The organism is Halobiforma lacisalsi AJ5 (assembly GCF_000226975.2).
Taxonomy (GTDB): Archaea; Halobacteriota; Halobacteria; order Halobacteriales; family Natrialbaceae; genus Natronobacterium; species Natronobacterium lacisalsi.
The window spans coordinates 658,654-671,469 of sequence record NZ_CP019285.1 but is presented as its reverse complement, the minus strand read 5'-3'; the positions used below and the strand labels follow the sequence as shown (position 1 = coordinate 671,469).

General features: G+C 65.2%; 11 protein-coding genes and 4 tRNA genes. 5 read left to right on the top strand and 10 right to left on the bottom strand.

The genetic code is table 11. The annotated features are described in order from the left end of the window. Window positions 1–63: 63 nt before the first annotated feature. The 3 genes from CHINAEXTREME_RS03170 to CHINAEXTREME_RS03160 all read right to left on the bottom strand — a co-directional run bounded on the left by CHINAEXTREME_RS03170 (window position 64) and on the right by CHINAEXTREME_RS03160 (window position 952). A tRNA-Asp gene (locus CHINAEXTREME_RS03170) sits at window positions 64–136 on the bottom strand. A gap of 331 nt (window positions 137–467) precedes the next feature. Then, window positions 468–540: transfer RNA gene (locus CHINAEXTREME_RS03165), tRNA-Asp, on the bottom strand. Window positions 541–881: 341 nt separating this feature from the next. Next, window positions 882–952, bottom strand: a tRNA-Gly gene (locus tag CHINAEXTREME_RS03160). A 225-nt stretch (window positions 953–1,177) separates the two neighbouring features. Between CHINAEXTREME_RS03160 and CHINAEXTREME_RS03155 the strand changes: the two genes are divergently transcribed. After that, on the top strand, window positions 1,178–1,972 hold the full coding sequence (locus CHINAEXTREME_RS03155; RefSeq protein ID WP_007141015.1) for an NAD+ synthase: 795 nt from the start codon (window positions 1,178–1,180) through the stop codon (window positions 1,970–1,972). 1 nt (window position 1,973) lies between these two features. Here the strand turns inward: CHINAEXTREME_RS03155 and CHINAEXTREME_RS03150 are convergent, their stop codons facing one another. Continuing rightward, window positions 1,974–2,504, bottom strand: a complete 531-nt coding sequence (locus tag CHINAEXTREME_RS03150) for a GNAT family N-acetyltransferase (RefSeq protein WP_007141014.1) — start codon at window positions 2,502–2,504, stop codon at window positions 1,974–1,976. Window positions 2,505–2,573: 69 nt separating this feature from the next. After that, window positions 2,574–3,275, bottom strand: a complete 702-nt coding sequence (locus CHINAEXTREME_RS03145; RefSeq protein WP_029601443.1) for an enoyl-CoA hydratase/isomerase family protein — start codon at window positions 3,273–3,275, stop codon at window positions 2,574–2,576. A gap of 115 nt (window positions 3,276–3,390) precedes the next feature. On the opposite strand from CHINAEXTREME_RS03145, the gene CHINAEXTREME_RS03140 reads away from it, so the two are divergent. The 3 genes from CHINAEXTREME_RS03140 to CHINAEXTREME_RS03130 all read left to right on the top strand — a co-directional run bounded on the left by CHINAEXTREME_RS03140 (window position 3,391) and on the right by CHINAEXTREME_RS03130 (window position 5,414). Continuing rightward, window positions 3,391–4,260 carry a DUF7114 family protein gene (locus CHINAEXTREME_RS03140; RefSeq protein WP_007141012.1) on the top strand — a complete coding sequence of 290 codons (870 nt, stop codon included), beginning with the start codon at window positions 3,391–3,393 and terminating at the stop codon, window positions 4,258–4,260. Window positions 4,261–4,359: 99 nt separating this feature from the next. Further along, a tRNA-Thr gene (locus CHINAEXTREME_RS03135) sits at window positions 4,360–4,431 on the top strand. A 353-nt stretch (window positions 4,432–4,784) separates the two neighbouring features. After that, on the top strand, window positions 4,785–5,414 hold the full coding sequence (locus CHINAEXTREME_RS03130) for a GNAT family N-acetyltransferase (protein ID WP_007141011.1): 630 nt from the start codon (window positions 4,785–4,787) through the stop codon (window positions 5,412–5,414). A gap of 776 nt (window positions 5,415–6,190) precedes the next feature. Here the strand turns inward: CHINAEXTREME_RS03130 and CHINAEXTREME_RS03125 are convergent. From CHINAEXTREME_RS03125 to CHINAEXTREME_RS03115, 3 genes are all read right to left on the bottom strand, one after another. Then, window positions 6,191–6,472 (bottom strand): MTH865 family protein, encoded by a 282-nt coding sequence (locus tag CHINAEXTREME_RS03125; RefSeq protein ID WP_007141010.1) that lies wholly within the window; start codon window positions 6,470–6,472, stop codon window positions 6,191–6,193. An 87-nt stretch (window positions 6,473–6,559) separates the two neighbouring features. Continuing rightward, complete coding sequence (locus CHINAEXTREME_RS03120) at window positions 6,560–8,812, bottom strand: pentapeptide repeat-containing protein (RefSeq protein WP_007141009.1); 2,253 nt, start codon at window positions 8,810–8,812, stop codon at window positions 6,560–6,562. An 80-nt stretch (window positions 8,813–8,892) separates the two neighbouring features. Beyond that, window positions 8,893–9,186 (bottom strand): DUF7521 family protein, encoded by a 294-nt coding sequence (locus CHINAEXTREME_RS03115; protein ID WP_007141008.1) that lies wholly within the window; start codon window positions 9,184–9,186, stop codon window positions 8,893–8,895. 267 nt (window positions 9,187–9,453) lie between these two features. On the opposite strand from CHINAEXTREME_RS03115, the gene CHINAEXTREME_RS03110 reads away from it, so the two are divergent. Next, window positions 9,454–9,768, top strand: coding sequence for a CDGSH iron-sulfur domain-containing protein (locus CHINAEXTREME_RS03110; protein ID WP_007141007.1), 315 nt, complete (start codon window positions 9,454–9,456; stop codon window positions 9,766–9,768). On the opposite strand, the gene CHINAEXTREME_RS03105 is transcribed toward CHINAEXTREME_RS03110, so the two are convergent. Both CHINAEXTREME_RS03105 and CHINAEXTREME_RS03100 read right to left on the bottom strand, forming a co-directional pair. Then, on the bottom strand, window positions 9,765–12,398 hold the full coding sequence (locus CHINAEXTREME_RS03105) for a heavy metal translocating P-type ATPase (RefSeq protein ID WP_007141006.1): 2,634 nt from the start codon (window positions 12,396–12,398) through the stop codon (window positions 9,765–9,767). The two genes, CHINAEXTREME_RS03110 and CHINAEXTREME_RS03105, sit on opposite strands and share 4 nt — an antisense overlap. Before the next feature lie 191 nt (window positions 12,399–12,589). Further along, window positions 12,590–12,811, bottom strand: a complete 222-nt coding sequence (locus CHINAEXTREME_RS03100) for a hypothetical protein (protein WP_007141005.1) — start codon at window positions 12,809–12,811, stop codon at window positions 12,590–12,592. Window positions 12,812–12,816 lie beyond the last annotated feature (5 nt).

The following is a 12,816-nucleotide window of genomic DNA, read 5'->3' as shown; positions in this document are numbered from 1 at the left end:
TCGAGTCTCCGTCGTCGGGTATCGAAGGGAAGCAGTCGCTCTCGAGAACTGAGATCGGAAGAACGCCCGAGGCGGGATTTGAACCCGCGTCACAACCGTGACAGGGTTGTATGATGGGCCACTACACCACCCGGGCTCGCATCCCTCTCTTTCCCGGTGACAGTATTAAGGGTTTTGTTCTCGGCCCGTCGTGGGATGGAATCACGTCGCCCCCGCCGGGATCGGATCCTGTTCGAGGCTCCGCTTCGACGGTCGCCGGAACCCGAACCTGTTCCCGGTCGGTCGGCGACGGCGGTCCGTGCTCTCGAGCTGCCGGGTCGATCCGCTCGCGGTCACTGTCGGGAACGGCCCAGGGCCCGTCGACCCTCGATCGGAAACTCCGTCGCTCGAGCAGCTACTGCTGCTACTGTCGTCGAATCTTCGAGAACTGCGACAGCACCGACTGTCGAAAATTGAGATCGGAAGAACGCCCGAGGCGGGATTTGAACCCGCGTCACGACCGTGACAGGGTTGTATGATGGGCCACTACACCACCCGGGCTCGCATCCCAACGTATCCGGCTGATAGTATTAAGGCTTTTCAATCGAACGCCGTGTGGCACGGGGAATCGGGCCACGATACGGCCGAAAACTGACGGCTCACGAACAGTTCGGTCGACAGCTATCAACGGGTCACTGATCACACCACACGGCGAGCTCCGGTTCCGTCGCTGTCGGTCTCGTCGGGATGGACCCTCGACTGGTCGTCGATCGTCCGAAGGAATGCGCCGGCCGGGAATTGAACCACGCCGAGACGTCCCTGCTCACTCCGTTGTGCGGGCTGGGACTCGTCTCCCTCAATTCCCGCCGGTGATTTCACTGCTCACTGACGTTCGCAGGAAATGCGCCGGCCGGGAATTGAACCCGGGCTATGAGCTTGGGAAGCTCATGTCCTACCACTAGACCACCGGCGCACTGCACTCACTTCGTTCGTTTGCGCGCCGTACTTCGACGGACGCCGTCCGTCTCACCACCGGCGCACGTCGCTCGCTTCGTTCGCTCAAGCGAGCGTATCCTCGACTTGCAGCCGATCCCACTTCAACGTAGCGCTCTCTCGGCCTTCTTGAAACTGGCCGTTCGTACAGGCTCTCCGCTGTAGGGGGAGGATATTTGGCACCTCGAGCCGTAATATGAATCGAATGATCGACATTCGGTTCTCGGAGTCGGAGTTGAACCGTCGTCGCGACCACATCACTGCGTTCATCGCCGATCGAGTCGACGCAGCGGGTGCGGACGGAGCCGTTCTCGGGCTCTCTGGTGGGATCGACAGCACACTCACCGCCTACCTCGCCGTCGAGGCTCTCGGCCCGGAAAACGTCCACGGGCTCGTGCTCCCGGCCCGCGTCAGCGGCGACGAGAACATGAGCGACGCCGAACGGGTCGCCACCGATCTCGAGATCAGTTACGACGTCATCGAGATCGAACCGATCGTCGACTCGCTGCTGTCGGCTTACCCCGACGCCGAGGGGGATCACGTCGCCGTCGGGAACGCCCGTGCCCGCGTACGTGCGGTCCTGAACTACCTCGTCGCCAACCACGAGAACCGCCTCGTCCTGGGGACCGGGAACCGCAGCGAAGCCGCCGTCGGCTACTTCACGAAGTACGGCGACGGCGCGGTCGACTGCCACCCGATCGGCAACCTCTACAAGGCCCAGGTCCGCCAGCTCGCGCGCCACGTCGGCGTCCCCGAGGACCTCGCGGCCAAGACCGCGACGGCGGAGCTGTGGGCCGACCAGACCGACGAGGAGGAACTGGGGATCAGCTACGATACCCTCGACTCGATCCTCGCGACCCACGTCGACGGCCCGTTGTCGGTCGCCGCGACGGCCCGTGAACTCGAGGTCGATCGGGAGACGGTCGAGCAGGTCCGGGAGATGTACGAACGCAGCGAGCACAAACGATCGGTGCCGCCCGCGCCGGAGTCGTCGAACTAGCTCAGTCCCGCCACTCCTCCTCGAGCAATCCGTACCAGTACGTATCCTGGTACTCGCCGTCGATGAACTGGGACTCCCGGCTCGTCCCCTCGTGGACGAACCCGATCGACTCGAGGAGTCGCTGCGAGGCCTCGTTGAACTCGAACACGTGGGCCTCGATCCGGTGGAGGCCCAGTTGGTCGAAGGCGTACGCGACCATCAGTTCGGTCGCCTCGGTGCCGTACCCCTGCCCGTGCTCGTCCGGATCGATCCAGTAGCCGATCTCGCCGCAGCTGGCCTCCCAGTCGATCTCGCGGAGGCCGATCGTCCCGACCGGTGAGCCGTCGGCGGTGATCAGCAGGTGGACGCCGTTGTCACCACAGACCACGTCGTCGAAGAACTCCTGTTCCTGTTGCCGGTTGATCGGACGGGAGCCGCCGATCGGCCGCCAGACCTCGGGATCGTTGATCGTGTCGCGCAGATAGTCCAGGTCGTCTTCCTCGATCGGCCGGAGGTCGACCTCGTCGCCGGGAAGGAACGTCGAATCGGGCATGCGTTTCCGCTCTCGTCGCACCGACAAAAAGACCTTGGATTACTTATGGGTCTCGTCACTCGTCACTCGTCACTCGAGAACGCTCTCGACGTCGTCGGCGTGGGCGTTCACGAGCCGCCCGAAGGCCTCGGCTTCCCGTCGCTCTTGAGTCGCGCGTTCGCGGTCGTCCCGCAGCCGGCGTTTCAGGACGCACAGTGCGTCGTCGGCGTTCCCCGCGATCTCCTCGGCGACCGTCCGCGGGTCGTCCTCGATCCGCGAAATGAGTCCCATGCGGAGCGCCTCGTCGGCGTCGATCGTCCGGCCCGTCAGCCCCAACTCGAGGGCGGGCCCTTCCCCGACGATCCGGGGCAGTCGGACGGTTCCGCCCCAGGCCCCGAACAGCCCGAAGCTCACGCCCGGTTCGCCGTAACTCGAGTCCGGCGTCCCGACGCGTACGTCACAGGCCAGGGCCAGTTCCAGCCCGCCGCCGACCGCCGGACCGTCGATTCCGGCGACGACGACGGACGAGGAGTCGGCGATCGTCCGGGCAACGCGCTGGCCCAGGCGGGCGAACGCTTCGGCCTGCTCCGGATCGCCGTCCAGATTGCTCACGGCCTCGAGGTCCGCACCGGCACAGAAGGCGGGCCCGGCCCCACGGAGGTAGATCACCGGCTCCTCGGCGTCGTCGATCGCGGTCTCGAGGGCCTCGAGGCCATCGATAGTCAGGGCGTTACGTGCGTTCGGCCGGTCGAGGGTGATCGTCCGGATCGGCGAGGCGGTGCCGTCGCGGATCGCGTCGCCGTCGGACGTGGCATCGCCCGCGGCGGCTACGGTGACGTCTATCACGCCGTCCAGTCGATCCGGCGTTTCCAAAGGTCTTTGCCTGCTCCCTCGTAAGGGTCCCCCAATGGAAACGGCCGACAACTGTCGGCGTGCCGCTTTCGAGGCCGTCGCGGACGTCGAACCGCCGCGGTTGCACGCCCTGGTCGAGTCCGTCCTCGACGAGGCGTCGATGGTGCCGGGCGTGCTCGCCCTCGAGAGTGCCGCTGCGGTTACCACTGAGGCGAACGCGAACGCCACCGCAAACGCAAAGGCAAAGGCAAACGCAAGCGCCGCCAGTACGAACGGACAACCCCCGCTCGAGCAGTCGGACGCACCGACGGTCGATGCGGACGATTTCGACGGTATCGTCACCCACGCGGCCGGTGTCCAGCTCATCTACGAAGGGTTGCGACTCACGCGGGCGCTGGCACACGATGAACCGTGGACCACTCCGATCGGGGGCCAGGAGACCGAGACGGACGCCGACACCGAAGCCGACCTCGAGATTCTGGCTGCGGACATCCTCGTCGCTCGCGGCTTCTACCTGCTATCTCGAACCGAAGCCGCCAACACGGCAGTCCGAACCGTCCAGTCGTTCGGTCGAGATCAGACTCGCCGGGAGGATCTCCTCGGCGAGAGGGCCGACGATGGCGATGTGGACACGGACGCGAACCCGAGCCCGAACCCGAACGCCGACGACCGCGTCGAACGGGCCGCCGAACTCGACGCCAACCTCGAGCGCGACGTCCTCGAACTCGCGGTTCGAACCGGAGCCGCTGCGGCCGGCGAAGCGCCGCCGCCCCGCCTGCTCTCGGTCGCTGACGATATCGCCACCCAGGTCGGGACGTCGTTCCCACCCGTCGAGGAGTGTTTCGACGGCCCGGACGCTCCGATCTCCGATCGTTCCCTCGAGGACCACACGACCGACCGGGCGACGTCCGCAACGGATCCCTGACACGACCTCGAGCGGGGCCAACCGCACTACGGCAGACCGACTCACAACCGGGAGGAATCGAAACCCATAAAGACGACTCGAGTCAACAACGAAGTACGCGCCTGGGTAGCTTAGAGGTAAAGCGCGTCCTTGGTAAGGACGAGAGCCCGGGTTCAAATCCCGGCCTAGGCTTGTTCCTGCGGCGCAGACTGTGATTCACAGCCAGCGCCCCTCTAGCATAATTCTGTCACCGATCAGCGACGGGAAGGTCACCGCTTTTCGGCTTTTTACTGGCAAACCGTACCTTCTGAAGTAGTCTCCGCACCGGCGTGGATAGCTCGTAGTCAAGCGTAGTCCTTTACCTACGAAGGATAGCGGTTAATTGGGGCAGGAAACGTTGAAAACCCGGTATAGGTATGTTAGAACTCGACTGCGCTGTTTAGAGTCTCAATACATGCTACGGCTAAAATACGTTTAGGTCTTGCGGTGTTTCTGAACGGCACCGTCAGGGCTTGTACCCTACGGTATCAACGAACGGTCGGGTAATGACACACGATCTGTTCCCCGAACGTATCGAGACGAACCGACTGAAATTCGAACGTTTGAGTCACGAAAACGTAGATTCCTTCGAATTCTACGAGTTCGTTACTCACGATGCTTGGCAAGGTGACGCAACGGAGCATATGCCCTGGTTCCGCTTTCGGCGGCTTGACCAAGTTATTACCTTCATAGATAGGGCCGAGGAAAAGTGGGCCGATCACGGGAGCGCACGATACTTGTTACGGTCGAAAGAAGAAGACAACGAGATCGTCGGAACTACTGCGTATGGCCCCGACTGGGAAGAACGGCGAGCTAGTTCAGATATTGTCCTCTCGAAACGTTATTGGGGACGGGAGTACGGCCTGGAGCGGGCGTCAGCGTTCATTGAACTAACGTTTGAGAAGTACGACCTCGACGCCTACTATACGACTTGTGCGGCGAATAACGAACCCTCAAGACGGATGATTGAGAAATACATCGAAAAATACGGGGGATGTCATGAAGGACTACTACGACAGCACTCATCACGACCCGATGGTAAAGTAACCGACCAGCATCGATTCACTATCCTCCGTAGCGAATACGAGGAGGCAATACAGGGGAAGGACACATTGGACTTCGAGATAGATTGGTAGGTGAACGTTATACTGATGATATTTCGATCGTATAATCTCCCGAATCATATCGCCCGCCCGGTGGACGAGCGTCTCTGGCGTTTTCCCGGCTGACCCCTTTCTTTACTCGTTCCACCGTCTCTTTTACGAGCGAGTACTGGCTCCGTGCGCTCGCTGGCTCGGTTCCCCGGCACCTCACGTAGTCGGCGCGACGTTTGCACCATTGCCAGGGGTACCCAGGTCTCACTCGGTTTCGAGCAGGCTCAGTCGATCGTAACTCCCGCTATCGGTGTCTTCGACTCGTCCCTCGAGCGTCGCCCGACGTCGGACTCGAGGGGAAAGTCACTGCCACTGGCGACGGTTCGGACGGTTCGTCACGGGGTCGGCTGGACCAGGGGGATCCGGTCCGTGATCGAACGGAAACCGTGACGAACCGAGAGGGGCGCGTGCTGCGGAGTGAGACTGGTCCGGTCGGGTTCGGGTTTCGGACGCCGATCGTGATCGGGGATCCGGAGCCGGGTCGGTGCTCCGGGTTCGGCGTCCGAGTTCGGACTTCGTCCGGATCGGGTGGGTGGGCGGGGTGCAACCACGGCAGCTGGATGGCCCCGACGATCATCGACGGGGCTCCAGGCCCCCGCAGTGCAGACTTGCGGCGCTCGGCATGTGAATCAGTTGGTACGTTTCTAGAAGACCGTACGTGGAACTGCCAAATCGGGCGACGCAGTCGAGCCGCCCCTTCGATCCCGACGCGAGCAGTCGGACCGGTGGCTACAACTCGAGGCACCGACCGCCGACGTTCACGAGGGGAATCCCTCCTCTCGCAGTCTGGTCTCGAGGTCGGCCGCGAGTTCGTCGACGTCTTCGTAGGGGAACTCGGCGTCGCCGTCGGCCAGCAGGACCAGCAGCTCTCGGGGAGTCAGCGAGAGCTCCACGTCCGGATCCCCTCGTTCGGAGGTAAACGTCGTGTTCGCCCAGGACGGGAAGTTGGGTGCCAGATCGAGCGGGCCTTCGACGGGGTAGTTCAGATCTTCGAAGGCGGCGACGAGTTGCTCCTCGAGCGGTTGCGTTTCGTCGGCCATGGCCTGTCCCCTAGTGACGAGGGTGCTGTCATTAGTGTGTCGACGGTGATCGACGGAGCCCGACGTCTTCCGGCGTCGAAGCTCCGATCACCGGTGGATCGACCGGGTCAACGTGAACACGAACAGTGCGATGAAGAACGCGCCGATAAAGGCCTGTACCTGTGAGAGGAGACTGATGAGCGGATCGGGGACGTCGGTGACGCCGCCGATGATGAAACTGACGAACGAGCCGATGCTCAGGACGCCGAACTGGAGCGGATCGTCGTACAGCCCCGGCTCCAGCGCGTAAAACAGGACGCTGAAGACGCCGATCGTAACGGCCGAGGTCGCGATGACTCGTGCCGGACTCTCGCCGTAGCCGGACGTCGTCCCGATGATCCAGTTCTCGACGTAGTCGATGAGGTGTCCGAGCCGCCGTCGATTGGAATCCGCCTCGCGGGCCAGGTCGAGATACTGCCGCCGCCGCTGGAGCATTTCCCGGACGAAAAACCGGGATGCCGACTCGTTGTCGTTGATGACGTTGGCTCCGTTTTTCGCCAGCAGATACGTGTACTCGAGGTCGCGGGCGGGCTGATCGTGGTAGTTCGGCGTCGGCAGCGTCTCGGGGTCGATCTCGAGCAGGGAGTTCCAGGCAGCAACCCTGTCTTGGGCGTAGGACTCGGTGTCCGGGTCGGGTACTGCCTCGAGCGTGAAGGCTGCGCCCGGAACCGTTACACCGTCGTCTTCGGAACTCGACGTCCTGTTGTCTGTCGACGCCCCGCCCGTCGACGTCCTGTCGCCAGTCGACGCCTCGCCCGTCGGAGCACCGTTCGAGCGAACCCGCCTCGAGGCGAGGTGGAGTCCGTACTGGAGCAACTGCCCGGCACGGTTCTCCGCGTCCCGTTCGGGGTCGTCGCCGTCGTCCGCGCGGTACATCGAGTGGATGTCGTAGTTCGTTCGCTTCAGGTCGATCCCGTCGCTGTCCCTGAAATCGAAGTGCTCGAACCGGGTTCGCAGGAAGCGTACGTGTCGTATCAACTCGCCGTCGCGGTCGTCGCCGTCGTCCGCGTGCTCGAACGTGACGTGCCCGACCGTCGCGTCCGCGAGGTCGTAGAACACCCAGCCGCGGTCGGACTGACCGAAGGTTCCCGTCGCGATCTCGCTCCCCGCGAGGTCGACGAGCGTCTCCGTCGGCGGAGCGGTCGGCGAGGGGCGGATCGTTACGTCGTCCGCGAACGTCGTCTCCTTGAGATTCAGGGCGCCCGCACAGTCGACCCCGGTGAAGTCGGCCGTCCGGAACGTCGCCCCGCGGAAGACGGCGTGCTCGAGCGTCGCGTTCTCGAAATCCGCCTTCTCGAAGGTCACGTTCTGGAAGTTCGCCAGTCCGAGATAGGCGTTTTCGAACCCGGCCGAGGGGATGTCCGCCTTGAAAAAGGAGACCTGATCGAAACGGGCGTCCCGGAAGTGACCGCTCGCGACGTCGGCCCCGATCCAGTTCGACACCCCGAAGACGGCCCCGTTGAAGTACGCACCGTCGAACGCCGCCCCCTTGAACACGGCGTCGTTGGCACGGACGCCCCGGAAGTCACCCTCGCCGATATCGGCGTAGTAGACGTTGATCCGGTCGAACGTCGCGCTGTCGAAATCGACCACGTCGAACGTCGCGTGGACTCCCCGAACGCGATCCGCACGCAGGAAATCGAAGCGGCCACGATCGATCGTCGCGCCGTCGCAGTCGATCGTGCCGGCAGTCGCGTTCCTGAGATCGACCGTGTCGACGTCTGCGCTCCCCAGTGCCAGCGCGTCGACGCTCGCGTCCCGCCAGTCGAGCAGCTTGATCGTCGCGTGTTCGAGGTCGCAGTCGCCGAGCGCCGCTGCGTGCGCACGCACTGCGTCGAACGTCCCCTCGAGTCGGAGTTCGTCGACTGTCGCCATGCCGAACTCGAGGCGGTCGGTCGCGTCGGTTGCGGCGCAGGCGAGGTGATCGACGTCGGCGTACCTGAAATCGAGCGGATACGTGTCGTTCGTCTCGACGCCGACGCCGCCCGTCAGGTCGAGGCCCTCGAACCGGCCGCCGACGAACTGTTTGCGTCGGCGGCTCTCGGCCCCGCCGCCCGCGGCCGACTCGAGGCGCTCGCGGAGCCACGCCGTCTCGTCGGTGTCGTCGGGCCGTTCCGCGGGCTCGAGGTGGGCGAGACAGCGATCGCGTCCCTCGAGCGGTGGGTGGGGACACTTCCAGACGCCCGCGTCGGTGAGGTCGTCGTCGGGCAGGTCACTGTCGGGATGGTTGTGGTGGGACGCTCGTGACGGGTCCAGCGAGAACGTACACTCCCTCTCGGAGGGTCCGCCCGACGAAGACATACCCCCAACACTGAATGTTCCGATGGTAAAGATTTCGTTCCTGGAGCGTTCGAACTGCCGTTCGCGGCTTGCCGGGCAAGTCAGGTGACGTACAGCGAGTACGCGATCACCACGAAGCCGGCGAGCATCAGGAGGCTCTCGAGGAGGATACCAGTCATCAGCCCCACGTCCAGCAGTTCGTAGAGCATCCCGGCCAACACCAGTCCGAGCGTGACGAGGCCGAACCCGCCCGCGAGCAATCCGAGTGCTTGCTGGCGGGTGCGGCGGTAGGCCTTGAACGCGAAGAACGTGATCATGCCGCCGACGAGCAAGCTGAGCGTCTTGACGACGGTAAGCGCGATCGCGATCGTCGCCTCCGCGGCGTACGAACTCATGTCTCGGTAGCAGAAGATTACCGACGACGACCAAGTAGTTTGTCTTCCGCGCCCGTCATTCGTCCCGTTTCCGCTCCACTGTTCCACGTTTCTTCTCGAGTCTGGGAAACGATCGTCTCCCGGATCGACGTGTCGCCACCGCTGTCTCGCTCTCACCGTTCGTCCGCGACGAGCGCCGTAGCTGTTCCTCTCGCGAGGGATCCGAGAGGGGAACCGAGGAGCAAGCGGAGCGAACCATTTTGGTCACGGCGGACCGACTGTCCGACGATGACGCGACTCGTCGAACTCGAGGCGACCGGTCCGCGAACGCTCGATCCGTCGGATATCGACGACGAGAAGGGGGACGTCGCGGTCTGTCAGTGCGGTCTCTCGGACACGTTTCCGTTCTGTGACGGGAGCCACCGACGGACGGAGGACGAGGAGGACGGCGAGACCTACGTCTACGAGGACGGCGAGCGGGCCGTCGTCGACCGAGTGGTGACGGAACGGAAAGCCGAGGACGAGGACGAGGACGAGAACGAGAACGAGAACGAGGACGAGAACGAGAACGAGGACGAGAGCGGCGGCGAGCGCGAGGACTAGTCCGAGATCGACCGCGCGGAGTTTATCACGACCAGCAGGCTGCTCGTCGCCATCGCCACCGCCGCGAACAGCGGGTTCAGGAGTCCGGTGATCGCGAGCGGAATCGCGACGGCGTTGTAGAAGAACGCCCAGCCGAGGTTCTGTCGGATACGGCGGTGAGTGCCCGCCGCGAGGTCGAACGTCTCCGGGACCGCCTCGAGGTCGTCGCCGACGATCACCGCGTCGGCGGCGTCGGTCGCCAGTTTCGTCCCGCTGCCCATCGCGATGCCGACGTCGGCGGCCGCCAGCGCGGGGGCGTCGTTGCTCCCGTCGCCGACCATCGCGACGGTGCCGCGGGCCCGCAACCGGCGGACGGTTTCGGCTTTCCCCTCCGGCGGGACGCCGGCGAAGACTTCGCTTACCCCCTCGACGGCCCGGAATCGGTCGGCCGCGGCCCCCTCGTCACCGGTAAGGACGACGACCTCGCGACCGCTCGAGAGCGTTTCGACCGCTCGTTCCAGTTCCTCGCGGGGGGAGTCGCCCACGACGATCGCGCCGCGAGCACGCCCGTTCCAGCCGACTGCGACGGGGACGTCGCCGGCCGTTCGGGCGTCCGCGATTCGTGACTCGAGGCTGTCGGGGATCTCGAGGTCGGACTCGCGGAGGTAGTCCGGATGGCCGACGACGACGCGGTCGCCGTCGACGACGCCGCTGACGCCGCGGCGGTCGCGTTCGAAGTCGTCGGCGCTGACGCCGGCAGGGAGGGTGGGCTCCCCGTTTTCGTCGTCGGGGTGGTCGTCCCCACCGTCACCGTCCTCGTTGCTGTCGCCGAAGGCTGCCTCCGTGATCGCGGCCGCGATCGGATGCTCCGAGAGGGCTTCGACGGCGCCAGCGCGCTCGAGGAGCGTCGTCTCGTCGGGTCCGTCGCTCCCCTCCGTCGCGTCCGCGTACACGTCGGTCACCGTCATCGTCCCCGTCGTGAGCGTTCCCGTCTTGTCGAGCACGACGACGTCCACTTCGGGTGCGTCCTCGAAAATCGCTTCCGCGGCGACGACGATCCCGCGTTTCGCGGCCGACTGAATTCCGGAGGCGATCGCAAGCGGCGTCGCCAGTCCCAGCGCACAGGGACAGGAGACGATCACGACCGTCAGCCCGACCAGCAGCGCCTCCGAGGGGGTCGAGCCCCGCGCGAGCAGGACGACCGTCGCGGCGGCTGCGAGGGTCAACACGAGCGGGACGAAGATCGTCGCCAGCTTGTCGGCGAGTCGCTGGACGCCCGGCCGCGAACTCTGGATCGACCACAGCAGGGAGACCAGCCGGTCGAGGGTGCTCTCGGCGTCCTCGCCCACCTCGACGACGACGGGGGCGTCCGTGACGACGGTTCCCCCGCGGACCGGATCGCCGGGTGCTTTCTCGACGGGAAGCGACTCGCCGGTCACCAGCGACTCGTCTACTGCGGCCGTTCCTTCCACGAGGTCGCCGTCCAGCGGGATCCGTTCGCCGGGGCGAACGAGCAGTCGGTCGCCGGGTTCGACCCTCTCGAGCGGGACCGTCTCGCCGTCCTCGCGGCGGGCCTCGTCGACCTGCTGCTCGGTGAGGTCCGACAACAGGTTCGTCGCGCGGCGCTTGATCCGTTCCTCGTAATAGGTACCCGCGGTGACGACGAGTATGACGGCGACGCTGACGTCGAAATACAGGTCCGTCCGCCCGAGAACCATCGCGAGCGTGCTGTAGGCGTACGCGCCGACGGCCGCGGTCGCCACGAGGAGGTCCATGTTGGGCATCCCCGCCCGGAGGCTGACGTACGCACCTCGGAGGATCGGGTACCCCGTGTAGAAGAGGACGAAGGTGGTCATCAGCCAGATGTTGACCGCGACGTAGTAGCCGTCGTAGCTTCCGAAGTCGGCCACCGGCTCGTAGCCGAAGTAGGTCGGGTAGAGGAAGACGGCGTACCACACCATCACCATCATCCCGAACAGCCCGCCGCCGACGAGGAACTTTACGAGCGCCTGTCCGTCGTCGGCCTCGTGGTCGCTCTCGCGTCCGCGCTCCCGCGCGGTGTAGCCGTAGCCGGAGACGACGTCGGCGAGGTCACCAGTTTCGACCCGGTCGGGATCGTACGCCAGCCGAACCGTCTCCGTCGCGTAACTGGCCTCCGCAGCCAGGACACCGTCGGCGGACTCGGCAGTCGTCTCGAGGAAGGCCTCGCAGGTCGAACAGTGCATCCCGTCGACCGAGAGAAACGCCTCCTCGCCCTCGCCGTCCTCGAGCGCGTCGTCGGGGTCGGCGGCCTCCGAACCCGCGTCCCCGTCGGCCAGCCGGGATCGGAGCGCGCCGGGGTCGGGTTCCGCGCCGGCCGAATCGGCGTCGGCGTTCGCATCCGAGTTCGACAGCGTCCGACTCACCTCGAGACAGCCCCGACAGCAAAAGCGTCCGTCGACGTCCGGCGCGGCGACCGGCGGCTCCGGAGTGGGGAGGTCACAGAGGTCGCAGCCGGTCGGTCCGTCGTCTCCCCCGCCGCCCTCCCCGAGTTCGACGGCGGGCGGGACGGCGGCGAGATCGGCGTCGTCGCTCGAGCGGCTTCGGTCGGACGCGTCGTCGTCCGCGCTCGAACCCGGCGTGGGTGTCGATCGGCTAGTGTCTCGAGCCATGTGGAGAGGAGGATCGGTCGTCGGTCCGCTCGAATGGTGGGCGGACGCGATACGCGTGGCACTCGAGGGTGCTCGGTGTGGGTCGTCGGGTGAGCGGAGAACTCATGGGTGCGGAGTCGTGACCGAGCCGCGAACCGTTCGGGTGTCGCCGAGCCCGCCGCTTCGAGGGCTCGGACGGCTGTCGAATCCGTTTACGCACTCGTTCCGTTGTCGCCGGAGCCGTGTCCGTGGTCGTGTCCGTCGCTGTCGACCGGCGACATCGCGACGTACAGCGACGCGAAGATTATCGCGACGTTGAGCGCGGCGACGAAGCCGGCGAGTCCGGGACGACCGATGCCGTAGATTACCGTCGGCACGAATGCGAGCAGTCCGGCTGCGGCTGCGTGTCGGGGTTCGAGGTCCTCGAACGTCATTGTGT

Bases quoted from the DNA above. Each gene is read 5' to 3' on its own strand.
- CHINAEXTREME_RS03115 (WP_007141008.1), bottom strand. From the start codon at position 9,186: ATGAGTTCGTACGCCGCGGAGGCGACGATCGCGATCGCGCTTACCGTC.
- CHINAEXTREME_RS03130 (WP_007141011.1), top strand. From the start codon at position 4,785: ATGACACACGATCTGTTCCCCGAACGTATCGAGACGAACCGACTGAAA.
- CHINAEXTREME_RS03125 (WP_007141010.1), bottom strand. From the start codon at position 6,472: ATGGCCGACGAAACGCAACCGCTCGAGGAGCAACTCGTCGCCGCCTTC.
- CHINAEXTREME_RS03150 (WP_007141014.1), bottom strand. From the start codon at position 2,504: ATGCCCGATTCGACGTTCCTTCCCGGCGACGAGGTCGACCTCCGGCCG.
- CHINAEXTREME_RS03120 (WP_007141009.1), bottom strand. From the start codon at position 8,812: ATGTCTTCGTCGGGCGGACCCTCCGAGAGGGAGTGTACGTTCTCGCTG.
- CHINAEXTREME_RS03140 (WP_007141012.1), top strand. From the start codon at position 3,391: ATGGAAACGGCCGACAACTGTCGGCGTGCCGCTTTCGAGGCCGTCGCG.
- CHINAEXTREME_RS03100 (WP_007141005.1), bottom strand. From the start codon at position 12,811: ATGACGTTCGAGGACCTCGAACCCCGACACGCAGCCGCAGCCGGACTG.
- CHINAEXTREME_RS03105 (WP_007141006.1), bottom strand. From the start codon at position 12,398: ATGGCTCGAGACACTAGCCGATCGACACCCACGCCGGGTTCGAGCGCG.
- CHINAEXTREME_RS03155 (WP_007141015.1), top strand. From the start codon at position 1,178: ATGATCGACATTCGGTTCTCGGAGTCGGAGTTGAACCGTCGTCGCGAC.
- CHINAEXTREME_RS03110 (WP_007141007.1), top strand. From the start codon at position 9,454: ATGACGCGACTCGTCGAACTCGAGGCGACCGGTCCGCGAACGCTCGAT.